This is a genomic window from Agromyces mediolanus (assembly GCF_023715325.1).
Classification (GTDB): domain Bacteria; phylum Actinomycetota; class Actinomycetes; order Actinomycetales; family Microbacteriaceae; genus Agromyces; species Agromyces mediolanus_A.
The window spans coordinates 262,594-277,708 of sequence record NZ_JAMBNX010000002.1 but is presented as its reverse complement, the minus strand read 5'-3'; the positions used below and the strand labels follow the sequence as shown (position 1 = coordinate 277,708).

The window sequence follows — 15,115 nt, the reverse complement described above, 5'->3', positions numbered from 1 at the left end:
GGCCGACGCCTGCGGCATCCGCCGTTCCCCCTCGCACTTCACACAACTCAGGAACATCTGCCACTTATTGCTGCCGTGATCCGCCGATTCCGCGTCGCGGCGGGACCCCGTTCCTGAGTTGTGCGAGGGCTCGAGCTTCCGTAACAATGCCCGGCGGCGCCGCCCGCTCGGGGAGAATCGAAGACATGGACTGGCAGACGCAGGCGGACGTCGTCCCGGCGAGCATCGTGCCGGAGGCGCGGGCGCACAGCCTGCTCGGCCGGGCCCCCGCAACCGGCGCCTGGCGCATCGGCGACCCGGTCGGCGACCGCCGCTTCGCCGAGATCGGCACGGTGCGGCTCGAGTCCGGCGAGACGCTGCCCGAGGTCACGATCGCGTACGAGACCTGGGGCGAGCTCTCGCCCGCCCGCGACAACGCCGTGCTCGTGCTGCACGCCCTCACCGGCGACAGCCACGTCCTCGGCTCAGCCGGCCCAGGGCACCCGAGCGCCGGCTGGTGGGAGGACGTCGTCGGCCCCGGCCGCGCGATCGACACCGAGCGCTGGTTCGTCATCGCGCCGAACGTGCTCGGCGGCTGCCAGGGCTCGACGGGGCCGGCTTCGCTCGCCCCGGACGGCGCCGAGTGGGGCGGGCGCTTCCCGTTCCTCACGATCCGCGACCAGGTCGCCGCCCAGCAGGCGCTCGCCGACGAGCTCGGACTCGAGCGTTTCGCGGCGGTCGTCGGCGGCTCGATGGGCGGGATGCACGTGCTCGAATGGGCGATCACGGCCCCCGATCGGGTCGAACGGATCGCGGTGCTCGCCGGTCCGCCCGCCGCGACCGCCGACCAGATCGCGCTGAACTCCGTGCAGCTGGAGGCCATCCGCTCCGACCCCGCCTTCGCCGGCGGCGCCTACTACGACGCGCCCGACGGCGAGGGCCCGAGCCGCGGCCTCGCGCTCGCCCGCCGGATGGCGATGCTGAACTACCGCACGGCGAGCGAGCTCAACGACCGCTTCGCGCGCAGCTGGCAGTCGGGACTCGACCCGCTCGGCGGCGGCGGGCGCTTCGCCGTCGAGTCGTACCTGGACTTCCACGGCAACAAGTTCACCCGCCGCTTCGACGCGAACAGCTACCTCGTGCTCACCGAGGCGATGAACTCGCACGATGTCGGCCGCGGCCGCGGCGGCACGGCGGCGGCCCTCGCCGGCATCCGGGCGAAGAGCCTCGTACTCGGCATCGAGAGCGACCGCTACTTCCCGCTCGCGGGGCAGCGCGAGATCGCCGCGCAGCTGCGCGGCAGCGTGCACGGCCCGGACCCGGTCGTGCTCGACTCCGAGTACGGGCACGACGCCTTCCTGATCGAGTCCGACGCCGTGGGCCGCGCGATCGCGGAGCTGCTCGCGGCCTGACACCCACCCCGATCGCCGGCCGGAAGGCCGCCCCGGGCACCGGCCCGAACGGTCCCCCCGGGGAGGTCTCGCCGGCGGGCCGCGCGCGGCCCGCGCACTCTGCACTAGGGTTCGACTATCGGGCTGCCGTCGAGGGCGCCCTTGTTCGGCTGAGGAAGATCGTGCATCGCATCCACAACGAACGCGACCGGCTCCTCGCCCGGCTCGCGCGGCTGACCGGCCTCTCCGGGTGCGCCGGTGCGGTGCTGTGCCTGCTCGTCCCCGACTCCACCGGCCTCGTCGCCCGGATCGTGGCCATCGTGCTGACCCTGCTCGTGGCCGGCGCGATCGTGCTGCACACGGAGCGCGGCGAGCTCGGCCCGGCGCTCGGCGCGGTCGCCGCCGGCGTGGCCGCCATCCTCCTCATCGGGCTCGACACCCCGGGGCCGGCCGGGTCGACGGCCATCGCCGCCCTCGCCGGAGCCGCGACCGCCGCGCTCGCCCTGACCCTCGTCCCGCGGCGGCACGGGCAGCTCCTCGTCGCGAGCCTCGGCGCGCTCGTCGTCATCGCCGTCTGGTTCGGCGCCGTGGCCGGTCGCGGTTCGCTGCTGCCGATCGTCGCCGCGATCGCCGGCTGGGCCGCGTGCAGCCTGCTCGCGACCTGGACCGCGCAGTCGATCGACCGCGCGGCCGATCGGATCTCGGAGGTGGGTCGCGCGCACGAGGCCGAGCGGCTCGCGAGCGAAGCGGAGTCCCAGCAGCGCCAGGATGCCCGCCTCCTCCACGACACCGTGCTCGCCACCCTCAGCCTCCTCGCGCACTCCGGGGTCGGCGTCGGGCAGTCCGCGCTCCGCGATCAGGCCCGCGACGACGCGCGCCTTCTGCGCCAGCTGCGCCTGGGCGTGCCGCTCGAGGTCGGCTCGCACCCGATGTACGCCCCGGAGGCCGACGAGGACGCGCTCGGCTCGACCTTCGAGTCCGTCCGCCAGCGTTTCGCCCGGATGGGGCTCGACGTGAACTGGCACGGGGCTGGCCAGCTGCTGCTCCCCCGCGACAGCCTCGACGCGCTGCTCGGCGCGCTCGGCGAGTGCCTCGAGAACGTGCGTCGCCACTCGGGCGTGAACGAAGCGGACGTCACGGTGACCGACGACGAGCGCGCGGTGCGCGCGATGATCACGGATGCCGGCAGCGGCTTCCAGACCGACGCGGTCGAGCCCGGCCGGCTGGGCTTCGCCGAGTCCGTCGTCGGCCGGCTGCACGCCGTCGGGGGGCGCGCCAGAGTGTTCTCCTCCCCCGGAGCCGGCACGACCGTCATGCTCGAGGTGCCGAAGCCATGAGCGGACTGCACACCACCATCGAACGCTCCTTCCGGCGCCCGGCCCGCTCGGCCCGCGCCGCCGTCGACATGCGCGAGCGGCACGGCGGGCGGCGGATGTCGGCCGGCATCACGATCGCCGCCGCCGTGCTCGTCGTCGGCCACCTCGTGCATCTCCTCGCCACGGCGGGCGCCTATCCGGCGGGCCGCGACCCCTGGGCGGGCTGGATCGCGCTCGCGGTGATCCTCGCCGGCGGGGTCGTCTCCCGGCTCTTCTCGCCGCGGATGCCGGCGTGGGTCTACCTCGCCCTGTTCACCGCGCTCGCGGTGCCCGTCGGCCTCGACCTCGTCGCGACCCAGGGGCTGCTCGATCTTGGCATCGCGCCGACGGCGGCCGCGGCATCCGCCGTCGTCCTGATGCCCGTGACGACGCTGCGCGGCCGGCGGGTCCCCGTCGCGGTCGCCGGGGTCATCGGCGCGGCGATCGCGATCGCCGCGCTCGTGCAGCTGCCCGCCGCGGGCTCGCTCGTCGTGGTGGGCGTCGCCGTGGCGGTGTCCGCCGTGCTGCCGGTCGTCGTCGCCGCGCTCGCGATCGTGGGCTTCCGTCGCCTCGTCGGGCGCGAGCTCGACCTCTCCCTCGTGCAGAGCACCGTGCAGACCCCGCGGAGTGCCGTCGGCATGCGCGCGTCCGAGGAGCTCGCCCGGCTCGACTTCGACGCCGAGTCTCTGCTCGAAGACGTCGGCTCGGGGCGCCTGCCGATCCCGCTGCCGACCGATGCGGCCCTCCGGGCGGCCGCGCTCGCGGCGAAACTCCGCGTGCGTCTCATCGAGGGCCGCAGCGACACCTGGCTGAAGCACGCCGTCACCGAGTCGGCGTACCTCAGCCGCCGCGTCACGATCGACGATGCGGAGGGCGACGCGGGCGTCCTCGCCCCGGCGCAGCGCGACGGCCTCCTGCTCGCGCTCTGGCTGATCGCGGGCGAGCGCCGCCCGCGCCGGGCGGCGGGGGCGAGGGTCGTCGTCCGGGTCCGCAGCGAGCCGTTCGACGACGACGAACGCGGCCCGCTCGCGATCGAGATCGAGGTCTCCGGCGTGGCGCGGCGTCATCTGGACCCCGCCATCTGGGATGCACTCGGTAGTCTCGGAAGTCACGAGGTCGTGTCCGCGTCGGATTCGATCAGGATCGAACTCGTCTGCCCGGTCGACCCGAACGCCCCGGCAGCCGCTTCGGCGCCTCGAAGCGCCCGAACGAGGGGAAGATGAATGCCTGAACCGGCCACACCGATCCGCCTGGCGATCGTCGACGATCACCGCATGCTGCTCGGCGCCCTATCCGAGTGGCTGCGCGGTGCCGCGCCCGACATCCAGCTCGTCGCCGCGGTGCCGTCCTGGTCGGAGCTGCTCGCGCATCCGGAGTTCCCGGCCGACGTCGTGCTCCTCGACCTCGACCTGCGCGACAACATCCCGGTCTCCCTGAAGCTGTCGATGCTGAAGTCCGCCGGCGTGCAGACGATGCTGATGAGCACCTACTCGGAGCCCGCGGTGGTGCGGGAGGCGTTGAACGCCGGTGCGCTCGGGTACCTCGTGAAGTCGGAGCCGGTCGAGACCATCGTCGAGGCGATCCGGGCGGCGCGGCTCGGCGACTCGTACATCACGCCGGAGCTCGAGACGACGCTCGCCGACGCCGACGCGGTGCAGGCCCCGAAGCTCTCCGCGCAGGAGCGGCGCGTCATGGCGCTCTACGGCGCCGGGCAGCCGGTGAAGGCCGTCGCGTTCCAGCTCGGCATCTCCGAGGAGACGGCGAAGAGCTACCTGAAGCGCATCCGTGAGAAGTACCGCGTCGCCGGCTACGACGTCGGCACGAAGGTCGCGCTCCGCAAGCGCGCCATCGCTGACGGCATCCTGCTGCAGACCGACTGACGCGGCGCGCGGCCGGCGGCACGCGACCGGCGGCGCCGCTCAGTCCCGCTCGGCCGCCGCGACTGCGCCCGTCGCGTACGGCACGTCGACGCCACGTCCGATCCGCCGACGGTCGAGCGCGAAGCTCGCGAACGCGAGGGCGATGCCCGCAAGCGTGAGCGCGAAGCCGACCCAGATCGGGGCGAGGTAGCCGAGGCCGCCGGCGATCACGAGCCCGCCGAGCACCGCGCCCAGGCTGTTGCCGACGTTCAGCGCCGAGTGGTTCAGCGCGGCGGCGATCGATTGGCTGTCGCGCGCGACGTCCATGAGGCGGGTCTGGATGGTCGGCGCGAGCGCCGACGACGTCACGCCGACGAGGAACACCCCGCCGAACAGGCCGAGCGGATGGCTCGCCGTCAGGGCGAGGAGGAGCAGCGCGGCCGCGAGGGCGACGAAGAACAGGTACATGGTGCGGCGCACGCTCCAGTCGGCGAGCCGGCCGCCGATGAGGTTGCCGACGGTCATGCCGAGTCCCGTGGCGACGAGCACGAAGGGCACGAAGGCCGCCTGGAGCCCCGTCACCTCGGTGGCGAGCGGGGCGATGTAGCTGTACATCGCGAAGAAGCCGCCGAAGCCGATCGCGCCGATCGCGATCGCGAACCACACCTGCGAGCGGCGGAATGCCCCGAGCTCCCGACGGATGCTCGCCGCGGGGTCCCCCGCCTGCCACGGCACCGCCGCGGCGATGGCGAGGAAGGTGAGCACGAAGATCACGGCGACGGCGAGGTAGGCGATCCGCCAGCCGGCGAGCTGCCCGAGCCAGGTGATGCTCGGCACGCCGACGACGTTCGCGATGGTGAGCCCCGAGAGCACGAGCGCGACGCCGCGGGCGCGCTTGCCCGGACCCATCAGGCTCGCCGCGACGAGCGAGGCGATGCCGAAGTACGCGCCGTGCGGCAGGGCCGCGACGAAGCGGGCGACGAGCACCAGGCCGAAGCTCGGCAGCAGCGCCGAGGCGAGCGTGCCGAGGGCGAACCAGGCGGCGAGCGCCAGCAGCAGCCGCTTGCGCGGCCACTTCGCGGCCGCCGCGGCGATCGTGGGCGCACCCACGACGACCCCGAGGGCGTACGCCGAGATGAGCCAGCCGGCCTGCGCGTTCGCCTCGTCGGGCGAGGTGGCGGCGAGGCCGGGCAGCAGGTCGCCCGCGATGTCGGGGAGCAGGCCCATCGCGACGAACTCGGTGGCGCCGATGCCGAAGCCGCCGAGGGCGAGCGCCAGCAGCGCGAAACGAAGACGGGCCGGCGACAGCGTCGTCGGCCCGGAGGAGTCGGGGATCACTCGGCGATTCTGCCACGCCTCGAATCGATTCGACAAGCGGATGCCGTCATCCGCCGTCGTGCGTTCGCGGCATCCGCCTGCTACGACTCGTCGATCGCCTGCTCCAGCCGCTCGACCTTCGCGTCGAGCTCCCCGGCGTAGCCCGGGCGGATGTCGGCCTTCAGCACGAGCGAGACGCGCGAGCCGTACGCACCGACGGCCTCGGTCGCCCGCCGGACCACGTCGAAGACCTCGTCCCACTCCCCCTCGATCTCGGTGAACATTGAGGTGGTGCGGTTCGGCAGCCCGGACTCCCGCACGATCTTCACCGCCGCCGCGACGGCGTCGTGCACCGACCCGTCGCTCCGGCCCGTGCCGCTCGGCGCGACTGAGAATGCCACCAGCATGTCTGCTCCCTACTCCGTGTTCTCGTGAATCACCCGGTGCGAGGAGAACCACGCCTTTGCCTGGTTCTCCGAGGCGAGCGCAGGGCTCTCGGCGAGGCACTCGTTGCACCGTGCGAATGTTTGGTCCCACTGGCCCCAGATGTGCGGGGACCCCTTCGGCACCCACTTCGGCGCCCAACGCACGTCGAACGCATACTGGATGTTCGCCGTCAGGGCCCAGGCCAGTCTCTCCAGGGCGTCGGCCTCGAGCCCCAGGTCGCAGAGCATGTTCTCCGCGTCGAGCTGCTCCAGAATGTTCGATTGGAGCAGCTCGAGATGCGGGGAGTCCCACTCCTCGCTGTCCCGCAGTACGCGGATCATCTCAGTCCCTCCCGTCGATCGCCCGCCCGAGACTCGACCGTGACTCCATCGACAGCGATCGGGTATCCCGCCGGGAGCGCGACCCGGTTCCCAGCCTGCCACAGCCGCCGCAGCGCCCACACGAGCAGGAGGGCGAGCAGCACCACCTTCCCGGTGAGGAGCAGCACGAACGCCGGGTCTGCGACGAGCAGCCAGCCGTACCAGTACGGGTAGATGACGTGGGTGATCAGCGCGGCGCCGGCCGCGAGGAGGGCGGGCACCGTGAAGCGTGCGGAACGCAGCACGAGTCCGAGCACGACGGGTGCCGCGAGCCAGGTGACGAACTGCGGCGAGCCGACCTTGTTGCCGAGCAGCAGCACGACGACGAAGGCGAGGGCGAGCGGCGGCAGCAGTCGGCCGAGCGGCGCCCCGCGACGGACGGCGCGGATGCCGACGGCGAGCACGGCCGCGACCCCCACGGCGAGCAGCGGCGTCGTGAGCCAGGCCGCCACCTCGACCCCCGGACCGTACACCTGGTAGGTCAGGATCTCGCGGTCGTACGACACGTGCACGCCCGGGGCGCCGGCGACGATCCCCCACAGCCAGAGCACCGCGAGCGGCGCCTCGACCTGCAGGCCCCGGCCCGCCTGCTCCCAGATGAAGCCGACCGCGTTGGCCCCGGCGCCGGCCACGAGGCTCACCGCGAGGATGCCGAAACTCAGCGCGAGCGCGATCATCGCGACCTCGGCGCGACGACGGAGCACCACGACGAGCGCCGCGACGAGCGCCGCCGGCCACACCTTGATCCACGCGCCGACGGTGAGCAGCACCGCCGCGACGCGTGGCCGCCCGGCGGCGAAGAGCAGCCCGAGCATGGCGAAGGGCACGGTCACGGCGTCGATCCGCCCGAGCGCGATCGGACCGAGCAGGGCGAGGAAGCAGAGCCACCACCAGGCGGCGAGCCGGCGGTGCCGCGAGAGCGCCGCGCGGCCCAGCAGCACCGACAGGGTGATGCCGTTCAGCAGCGTCACCAGGGCGAGCCACGTCTCGCCGAACCACTCCCCGCCGAAGGCGAGCGAGACCGCCATCGGGGCGAAGGCGAGGATCGGGTAGACCCACGGCAGGTCGATCCCCATCCGCGCGTACCCGTGCGCCGCGTTCTCCGCCCAGACCCGGTAGACGCCCGTCACGTCACCGAGCGGCAGCCCGGGCGCGAACAGGTTCAGCGCGACGAGCCCGGCGTGCACGAGCGCGAAGGCAATCCAGATCGCGCCCCGTCCGGCGAGGAGACGGCGGATGCCACGGCTCGCGCGACGACCCCCCACCCGAACCGGCATGGCTCAGAGCCTAGCCGCGTCGCGATGTCATACGACGCCATGCGTGCTGCGGAATCCGGCGAGTTCGGCCAAGCTTGAGCCATCCCGATCGGAAGGCCCAGCCATGACCCGTCGCACGCTCACCGCCGTCGCCCTCGCCGCCGCAGCGGCCCTCGCCCTCGCCGGCTGCACTGCTGGTGGTGACGGCCAGGCCGCCGGCCCGAGCGCCGAGGGCTACGTGACCGACGGCAAGCTCACGATCGGCACGGGTCAGCCCGCCTACTTCCCCTGGGTGATCGACGACGCCCCCGAGTCCGGCGAGGGCTTCGAGTCGGCCGTGGCCTACGCGGTCGCCGACGAGCTCGGTTTCGCGAAGGACGACGTCGTCTGGGTCCGGTCCACCTTCGAGCAGGCCATCGCACCGGGGCCGAAGGACTTCGACTTCAACCTCCAGCAGTTCTCCGTCACCGACGAGCGCAAGCAGGCGGTCGACTTCTCCTCGCCCTACTACGAGACCACGCAGGTGGTCGTCACGGTCGACGCCTCCCCCGCGGCCGGCGCGACGACGATCGCCGAGCTGAAGCCGTTCAAGATCGGCGCGCAGACCGGCACGACGAGCCTCGCCGCGGTCGAGGAGACGATCGCCCCCGAGGGCGGAGCGCAGATCTTCAACACGAACGACGACGCGAAGCTCGCGCTGCAGAGCGGCACCGTCGACGCGATCGTCGTCGACCTGCCGACCGCGTTCTACCTGACGGGCGCCGAGCTCGACGGCGGCAAGATCATCGGTCAGCTGCCCTCGACGGGCGGCGGCGACCAATTCGGCCTCGTGCTCGCGAAGGACTCCCCGCTGACCGGGAAGGTCACCGCCGCGGTCGACGCGCTCCGCGAGAACGGCACGCTCGACGAGCTCGCGGCGAAGTGGCTCGGCGGCGACGACACGGCGCCCGTCCTCAAGTGACCCGCGTGGCCGCTCCGGCCGGCTCAGCTCCGGCGGCCGCATGAGCGCAGCATCCCCCGACGGCGCCTGGCGGCCGAGCGAACTCGAGCTCGGCCGTCGGGCGTTCCGCCGTCGGCAGACCTGGCGCTCGGTGCTCGTGAGCGCACTCAGCACCCTCGTCTTCGCCGGCCTGCTCGCCTGGGCGGTGCTGGGGTCGCCGGGGTGGGCGCGGGTTGCGGAGACCTTCTTCGACCCCGAGGTCGCGATCGCGTCCCTCCCCCGCATCGCCCAGGGGCTGCTGCTGAACCTCCAGGTGCTCGTCTTCGCCGCCGTCGGCGTGCTGCTCGTCGCCATCACGCTGGCGACCCTGCGCACCCTCCGCGGCCCGGTGTTCTTCCCGCTCCGAGCGATCGCGGCCGGCTACACCGACCTCTTCCGCGGGGTGCCGCTGCTCATCGTGCTCTACCTCGTCGGCTACGGGGTGCCCGCGCTCGAGTTCTTCCCACGGCTGCCGGTCGCGGTCTGGGGCACGATCGCGATCGTGCTCGTCTACTCCGCGTACGTCGCCGAGGTGTTCCGGGCCGGCATCGAGGCGGTGCACCCCTCGCAGCGGCTCGCCGCCCGCTCGCTCGGCCTGAGTCACGCGCAGACGATGCGCCGGGTCGTGCTACCGCAAGCGATCCGCAAGGTGACGCCGGCGCTGATGAACGATTTCGTCGCGATGCAGAAGGACGTCGGGCTGATCTCGGTGCTCGGCGCGGTCGACGCGGTGCGGGCGGCGCAGATCGAGACGGCGCACTACTTCAACTTCACGCCCTACGTCGTCGCCGGGTTGCTGTTCGTCCTCCTCGCGCTGCCGATGGTGCGGCTCACGGACTGGGTGACGGCGCGGATGCGGCGGCGCGAGCAGATCGGGAGCATCGTATGAGCCGCGCGGCCGACGAGGCGCAGCCGCCCGCCGGGGCCGCGGGCGAGCGCGAGCCCGTGCTCGCCCTCTCGGGCGTCCGCCGCGCGTACGGCGAGCACGTCGTGCTCGACGGCGTCGACCTCGAGGTGCGCGCGCACGAGGTCGTCGCCCTCATCGGCGCCTCCGGCTCGGGCAAGTCGACGCTGCTGCGCACCGCGAACCTCCTCGAGCCGATCGATGACGGCGTCATCCGGCTCGCGGGTCGCGACATCAGCGATCCGCGAGTGGATGCCGACGCGGTCCGCGCGCGGATCGGCGCCGTCTTCCAGCACTACAACCTGTTCCCGCACCTGAGCGTGCTCGACAACGTGACGCTCGCCTCGCGCCTGGTGCACCGCACGTCGAAGGCCGAAGCGGAGCGCCGCGGGCAGGAGCTGCTCGCCTCGATCGGCCTGGCCAACTTCGCGCGGGCCTACCCCGACCGCCTCTCGGGCGGGCAGCAGCAGCGCGTCGCGATCGTGCGGGCCCTCGCGACCGGCCCCGAGCTGCTCCTCCTCGACGAGGTGACGAGCGCCCTCGATCCTGAGCTCGTCGGCGAGGTACTGGCGCTCGTCCGTTCGCTCGCCGACGGCGGCACGACGATCCTGATGGCGACGCATGAGATGGCCTTCGCGCGAGACGTCGCCGACCGGGTGGTCTTCCTCGACGGCGGCCGCATCGTGGAGCAGGGACCGTCGCGGGAGTTCTTCGCTGCACCGCGCGAGGAGCGCACCCGCGCCTTCCTCGCCCGCGTGCTCCCCGGCTGACGGCCGGGCGGCTCCCGACGGCGATCCGGCGCGGTGCTCAGCCCGCGAGCTGCCCCAGCACCCGCTGCACCTGCGCGGTGATGTCGGAGGCGACGATCGGCCCGCCGTCGACCGCGGCGACGGCCCGCTCCGCGGCGAGCCCGTGCACGAGCACCGCGGTGGCGGCGATCGGTGCGAGCGCGTGCGCGTCGTTCGCGAGCCGCTCGTGGGCGCCGGCGACGAGGGCGCCGAGGATTCCGCCCAGCACGTCGCCCGAGCCGGCGGTGGCGAGCCGGTGCGTCGGCGCGGTGACGGCGATCGCCGCGCCGTCCGGATCGGCGATGTGCGTCACCGCGCCCTTCAGCAGCACCACGACACCGATCTCTCGCGCGGCGCGCGCCGCCCACGCGGCCGGGTCGCTGCGGACCTCCTCCACGCTCGTTCGCACCTCCCGATCGGCGAGGAGGGTGGCGAGCTCGCGGGCGTGCGGGGTGATGACGGTGGGCGCCGAATGCGCGCCGACCAGGTCGAGGGCGCCCGCGTCGAGCACGACCGGCACCCCGGAGGCGAGCGCGTGCTCGAGCTCGCCGATGAGCACGAAGGAGCGGCGCGAGGGGTCCATTCCCGAGCCCAGCAGCCAGGCCTGCACCCGCCCGGCGGTCGTGACCGCCTCGGGGGCGCGGGCCAGCACGAGCGCACGCACCGGCCGCGGCCCCGTGTAGCGCACCATTCCGACTCCGCTCCGGGTGGCCGCCTCGACCCCGAGGAGCGCCGCACCGGGGTACTCGTGGGAGCCGGTCACCACGCCGAGGACGCCGCGGGAGTACTTATCGTCTTCCGCGGTGGTTGGCCGCAGCCACTCCGCCGCGTCCTCGGCCCGCCATTCCTGCCATCCACCAGCGCTCATGCTTCAACGATAGGTTGGCGGGGATGACTCCGACAGCCCTCGCCCCCATCGCCCTCTCCCCCGCCGTCGTCGTCTTCGACTACGGCGAGGTGATCTCCCGGGAGCCGGGCCCGGCCGACCGGGCCGCCCTCGTCGCCCGTGCGCGCGTCGCGCCCGGGCAGGAGGCCGCGTTCTGGACGGAGTACTGGGCGCACCGCGAGGGCCTCGACCAGGGCACGCTCTCGATCGCCGGGTACTGGGCGGCGGTCGCCGCGGGTCTCGGCACCGAGTTCTCGCCGGTCGACGTGCACGAGCTCTGGGCGATCGACCACCGCGGGTGGCTCAGCGTCGACCCGGGCACGCTCGCCGTGCTGCACGCGCTGCAGGCCGGCGGCACCCGTCTGGCACTGCTGTCCAACGCGGGTGCGGATTTCTCGGGGTGGCTCCGGCACGGCTCGTTCGGCCCACTGTTCGAGCGGGTGTTCGTGAGCGGCGAGCTCGGCCTGGTGAAGCCGAACGCCGACATCTACGAGCACGTCATCGCCGAGCTCGGCATCGCGCCGGGCGAGTTCCTGTTCATCGACAACCGCGCCGAGAACGTCGAGGGTGCGCGAGCGGTCGGCGGCGACGGCCACGTCTTCATCGACGCGGCGGGCCTCGAGCGCTGGCTCCGCGAGCGGGCCGGCTGAGCGCACTCAGCTGGAACGGCCGCGGGCCCGCAGCCGTTCGACGAGCGCCGCCGACTCCGCCGCGGGCTCGCTGAGCGAGAAGATGTTTCCCTCGCTGTCGCTGAACCAGGCCGCGCGCTCATCGCCGAGCTCGGCGACGCCGTCGACCGTGCCGAGGCCGGGGAGCTCGTATTCGTGGAAGGTCACCCCGGCGGCGCGGAACGCGGCCATGTCGCGGTCGAGGTCGTCGGTCAGCAGATTGAAGGCGGTGTTCTGCGCGGTGCCGGCGAACCCGGTGCGGTACACCATCACCGGCACGCCGCCGATCTCGTAGAACAGCGTCTCGCCCCCGGGCTCGCCGCCGATCGGCTGGCGGCCGAGCACCTCCGCCCACCAGCGCTCGGCGCGGTCGAGGTCGTGCGCCGGCAGGACCGCCGTCGCCAGGATCGTCTCAAACATGAGTGAATCTCGATTCCTCGGGTCGAGACGAGTTTACGCCTGCCGGCATCCGCCCGGCGTCCGAGGCGACGACGCGGCGGCGGGGGCACGCCCCGCCGCCGCGCACGCCTCATCCGCGCCGAGTCGCGTCCTGCACCTCTCCGACGAGCTCCTCGATGATGTCCTCCAGGAACACCACGCCCGTCGTCGCGCCCTGGCGGTCGAAGGCCCGGGCGACATGGGTGCCGAGCCGGCGCATCGTCGACAGAGCGTCCTCGACCTCGGTGCCGTCGAACACCGACACCAGTCGGCGCACCCGCTTCGCGGGCAGCGGGTCGTCGAACTCGCCGTCGTCGAGATCGATGACGTCCTTCAGGTGCACGTAGCCGTCGGGCTCCCCGTCGTCGCCCAGGATGACGTAGCGCGAGAAGCCGTGCTTGGCGACCGCCCGTTCCACGTCGCGCGGGGTCGCCCCCGGCGGGAGGCTGACGAGCGAGTCCATCGGCACCGCCACGTCGGAGACGCGCTTCGTCGTGAACTCGAACGCCGCGCTCAGCGTGCCGCTCGCGTCGTCGAGCACGCCCTCGCGGCGCGACTGGTCGACGATGGTCTGCACCTCGTCGAGCGTGAACGTCGAGTTCGCCTCGTTCTTCGGCTCGACGCCGAAGAGCCGCAGCACCCCGTTCGCCGTCGCGTTCAGGGCGACGATCACGAACTTCAGCATGCGGGCGATGAACACCAGCGGCGGCGCGAGCAGCAGCACGGCGCGGTCCGGCACCGAGAAGGAGAGGTTCTTCGGCACCATCTCGCCGAACACCACGTGCAGGTAGCTCACGAGCACCAGCGTGATGATGAACGCGATCGTCCCGATCACCTCCTCGCTCCAGCCGGTGAGGGCCAGCGGGACCTCGAGCAGGTGGTGGATCGCCGGCTCGGAGACGTTCAGGATCAGCAGCGAACAGATCGTGATGCCGAGCTGGCTCATCGCCAGCATCAGCGTCGCGTGCTCCATCGCCCAGAGGGCGGTCTTGGCGCTGCGCTTGCCCTGCTCGGCGAGCGGTTCGATCTGCGAGCGCCGCGCCGAGATGACGGCGAACTCGGCGCCCACGAAGAAGGCGTTCGCGAGCAGCAGCACGAACAGCCAGGCGAGGCCGGCCCAGTCGCTCATCGCTCGTCCCCTTCCTCGTCAGCCGTCGGGAGCGGGGTGGGGATGAACCTCACCCGGTCGACGCGGCGGCCGTCGAGGCGGCGCACCTCGAGCCGCCCCTCGTCGATCTCGACGGTGTCGCCGACGACGGGCAGCCGCCCGAGCGCCGCGGTGATGAACCCGGCGACCGTCTCGTAGTCGCCGTTCTCGGGCACGCGGATGCCGGTGCGCTCCTCGAGCTCGTCGGGCCGGAGGATGCCGGGGAAGCTGATCTCGTCGCCGCGGCGGACGATGCCCGCGCGTGTGCGGTCGTGCTCGTCGGCGACCTCGCCGACCAGCTCCTCCACGAGGTCCTCGAGCGTCGCGACGCCGGCGGTGCCGCCGTACTCGTCGACGATCACCGCCATCTGGAAGCCGCGGGCGCGCAGCTCGCCGAGGAGCGAGTCGAGCTTCATCGTCTCCGGCACTCGGAGCGCGTCGGACTGCAGCGCCGAGGTCGGCACCTCGCCGCGGCGCTCGCGCGGCACCGCGACGGCCTGCTTCACGTGCACGACGCCGACGATGTCGTCGAGGTTCTCGTCGTAGACGGGGAAGCGCGAGTAGCCGGTCTGGCGCGCGAGCTCGATGACGGCCTCCGCCGGTTCGAGCCGTTGCACCGCCGCGAGCCGCGGGCGGGGGGTCATCACGTCGGAGGCATCGTGCCCGGAGAAGCGCAGCGTGCGGCCGAGCAGCGTCGCCGTGTCCTGCTCGAGCAGCCCGGCGCTCGCCGAGCGGCGCACGAGCGAGCTCAGCTCCTCGGCCGAACGCGCACCGGACAGCTCTTCCTTGGGCTCGATGCCGAAGGAGCGGATGACCGCGTTCGCGCTGCCGTTCAGCACCGCGATCGCCGGGCGGAACACCCAGGTGAACGCGGTCTGGAACGGGATGACGACCTTCGCCGTGGCGAGCGGGAGCGCGAGCGCGAAGTTCTTCGGCACGAGCTCGCCGACGAGCATCGACAGCAGGGTGGCGATGACGACCGCGGTGGTCGCCCCGACCGGCCGCACGAGCTCCTCGGGCAGGCCGATCGCGGTGAGCGGCCCCGCGAGCAGCGAGGAGATCGCCGGCTCCATCGTGTAGCCCGTGAGCAGCGTCGTCAGCGTGATGCCGAGCTGCGCACTCGAGAGGTGGGTGGAGGTGATCTTCAGCGCCTGGATCGTGAGACCCAAGCGGGTCTCGCCCCTGGCGCGACGCGCCTCGAGGTCGGCGCGATCGAGGTTGACGAGCGCGAACTCGCTCGCAACGAACAAGCCCGTGCCGATCGTGAGAAGCACCCCGATTCCGAGCAGAATCCACTCAGACACGGGCACCTCCCCGACGCGTCACGGGCGAGGGTCTATGG

General features: G+C 72.9%; 16 protein-coding genes. 8 read left to right on the top strand and 8 right to left on the bottom strand.

Features of this window, described 5'->3' with window-relative positions; genetic code table 11:
- Positions 1–185: 185 nt before the first annotated feature.
- The 4 genes from metX to M3147_RS04980 all read left to right on the top strand — a co-directional run bounded on the left by metX (position 186) and on the right by M3147_RS04980 (position 4,605).
- Positions 186–1,391 (top strand): homoserine O-acetyltransferase MetX, encoded by a 1,206-nt coding sequence (metX, locus tag M3147_RS04995; RefSeq protein WP_251202379.1) that lies wholly within the window; start codon positions 186–188, stop codon positions 1,389–1,391.
- 161 nt (positions 1,392–1,552) lie between these two features.
- Positions 1,553–2,707 carry a sensor histidine kinase gene (locus M3147_RS04990; RefSeq protein WP_251202378.1) on the top strand — a complete coding sequence of 385 codons (1,155 nt, stop codon included), beginning with the start codon at positions 1,553–1,555 and terminating at the stop codon, positions 2,705–2,707.
- Entirely contained in the window at positions 2,704–3,948 is a 1,245-nt protein-coding gene (locus M3147_RS04985; protein WP_251202377.1) for a hypothetical protein, read from the top strand. The genes M3147_RS04990 and M3147_RS04985 overlap by 4 nt, the downstream gene beginning before the upstream one ends.
- Positions 3,949–4,605: a response regulator transcription factor gene (locus M3147_RS04980; RefSeq protein WP_251202376.1), complete on the top strand. Its 657-nt coding sequence runs from the start codon at positions 3,949–3,951 to the stop codon at positions 4,603–4,605. It begins immediately after the preceding gene.
- Positions 4,606–4,644: 39 nt separating this feature from the next.
- On the opposite strand, the gene M3147_RS04975 is transcribed toward M3147_RS04980, so the two are convergent.
- The 4 genes from M3147_RS04975 to M3147_RS04960 all read right to left on the bottom strand — a co-directional run bounded on the left by M3147_RS04975 (position 4,645) and on the right by M3147_RS04960 (position 7,984).
- Positions 4,645–5,922 (bottom strand): MFS transporter, encoded by a 1,278-nt coding sequence (locus M3147_RS04975; protein ID WP_251202375.1) that lies wholly within the window; start codon positions 5,920–5,922, stop codon positions 4,645–4,647.
- Positions 5,923–6,002: 80 nt separating this feature from the next.
- The gene (locus M3147_RS04970; RefSeq protein ID WP_251202374.1) at positions 6,003–6,308 is read right to left on the bottom strand and encodes a thiamine-binding protein; all 306 of its coding nucleotides are present in this window, start codon (positions 6,306–6,308) and stop codon (positions 6,003–6,005) included.
- 9 nt (positions 6,309–6,317) lie between these two features.
- Positions 6,318–6,668 carry a hypothetical protein gene (locus M3147_RS04965; protein ID WP_251202373.1) on the bottom strand — a complete coding sequence of 117 codons (351 nt, stop codon included), beginning with the start codon at positions 6,666–6,668 and terminating at the stop codon, positions 6,318–6,320.
- Positions 6,665–7,984 carry a glycosyltransferase 87 family protein gene (locus tag M3147_RS04960; protein ID WP_251202372.1) on the bottom strand — a complete coding sequence of 440 codons (1,320 nt, stop codon included), beginning with the start codon at positions 7,982–7,984 and terminating at the stop codon, positions 6,665–6,667. Before M3147_RS04960 ends, M3147_RS04965 begins: the two co-directional genes overlap by 4 nt.
- A 103-nt stretch (positions 7,985–8,087) precedes the next feature.
- On the opposite strand from M3147_RS04960, the gene M3147_RS04955 reads away from it, so the two are divergent.
- From M3147_RS04955 to M3147_RS04945, 3 genes are read left to right on the top strand one after another with little or no spacing between them, the layout of a single operon-like run.
- Positions 8,088–8,924 (top strand): ABC transporter substrate-binding protein, encoded by an 837-nt coding sequence (locus M3147_RS04955; RefSeq protein ID WP_251202371.1) that lies wholly within the window; start codon positions 8,088–8,090, stop codon positions 8,922–8,924.
- A 40-nt stretch (positions 8,925–8,964) separates the two neighbouring features.
- On the top strand, positions 8,965–9,831 hold the full coding sequence (locus tag M3147_RS04950; protein WP_251202370.1) for an amino acid ABC transporter permease: 867 nt from the start codon (positions 8,965–8,967) through the stop codon (positions 9,829–9,831).
- Positions 9,828–10,616: an amino acid ABC transporter ATP-binding protein gene (locus M3147_RS04945; protein WP_251202369.1), complete on the top strand. Its 789-nt coding sequence runs from the start codon at positions 9,828–9,830 to the stop codon at positions 10,614–10,616. Before M3147_RS04950 ends, M3147_RS04945 begins: the two co-directional genes overlap by 4 nt.
- 37 nt (positions 10,617–10,653) lie before the next feature.
- Here the strand turns inward: M3147_RS04945 and M3147_RS04940 are convergent, their stop codons facing one another.
- Positions 10,654–11,502: an ADP-dependent NAD(P)H-hydrate dehydratase gene (locus M3147_RS04940; RefSeq protein WP_251202368.1), complete on the bottom strand. Its 849-nt coding sequence runs from the start codon at positions 11,500–11,502 to the stop codon at positions 10,654–10,656.
- Between the two features lie 23 nt (positions 11,503–11,525).
- Between M3147_RS04940 and M3147_RS04935 the strand changes: the two genes are divergently transcribed.
- Entirely contained in the window at positions 11,526–12,170 is a 645-nt protein-coding gene (locus M3147_RS04935; protein WP_251202367.1) for an HAD family hydrolase, read from the top strand.
- A 6-nt stretch (positions 12,171–12,176) separates the two neighbouring features.
- Here M3147_RS04935 and M3147_RS04930 read toward each other — a convergent pair whose 3' ends face one another.
- The 3 genes from M3147_RS04930 to M3147_RS04920 all read right to left on the bottom strand — a co-directional run bounded on the left by M3147_RS04930 (position 12,177) and on the right by M3147_RS04920 (position 15,077).
- On the bottom strand, positions 12,177–12,608 hold the full coding sequence (locus M3147_RS04930; protein WP_251202366.1) for a VOC family protein: 432 nt from the start codon (positions 12,606–12,608) through the stop codon (positions 12,177–12,179).
- Positions 12,609–12,717: 109 nt separating this feature from the next.
- Complete coding sequence (locus M3147_RS04925; protein WP_251202365.1) at positions 12,718–13,755, bottom strand: hemolysin family protein; 1,038 nt, start codon at positions 13,753–13,755, stop codon at positions 12,718–12,720.
- A complete protein-coding gene (locus M3147_RS04920) occupies positions 13,752–15,077 on the bottom strand; it encodes a hemolysin family protein (RefSeq protein WP_251202364.1) in 1,326 nt (441 codons plus the stop codon). Before M3147_RS04920 ends, M3147_RS04925 begins: the two co-directional genes overlap by 4 nt.
- Positions 15,078–15,115 lie beyond the last annotated feature (38 nt).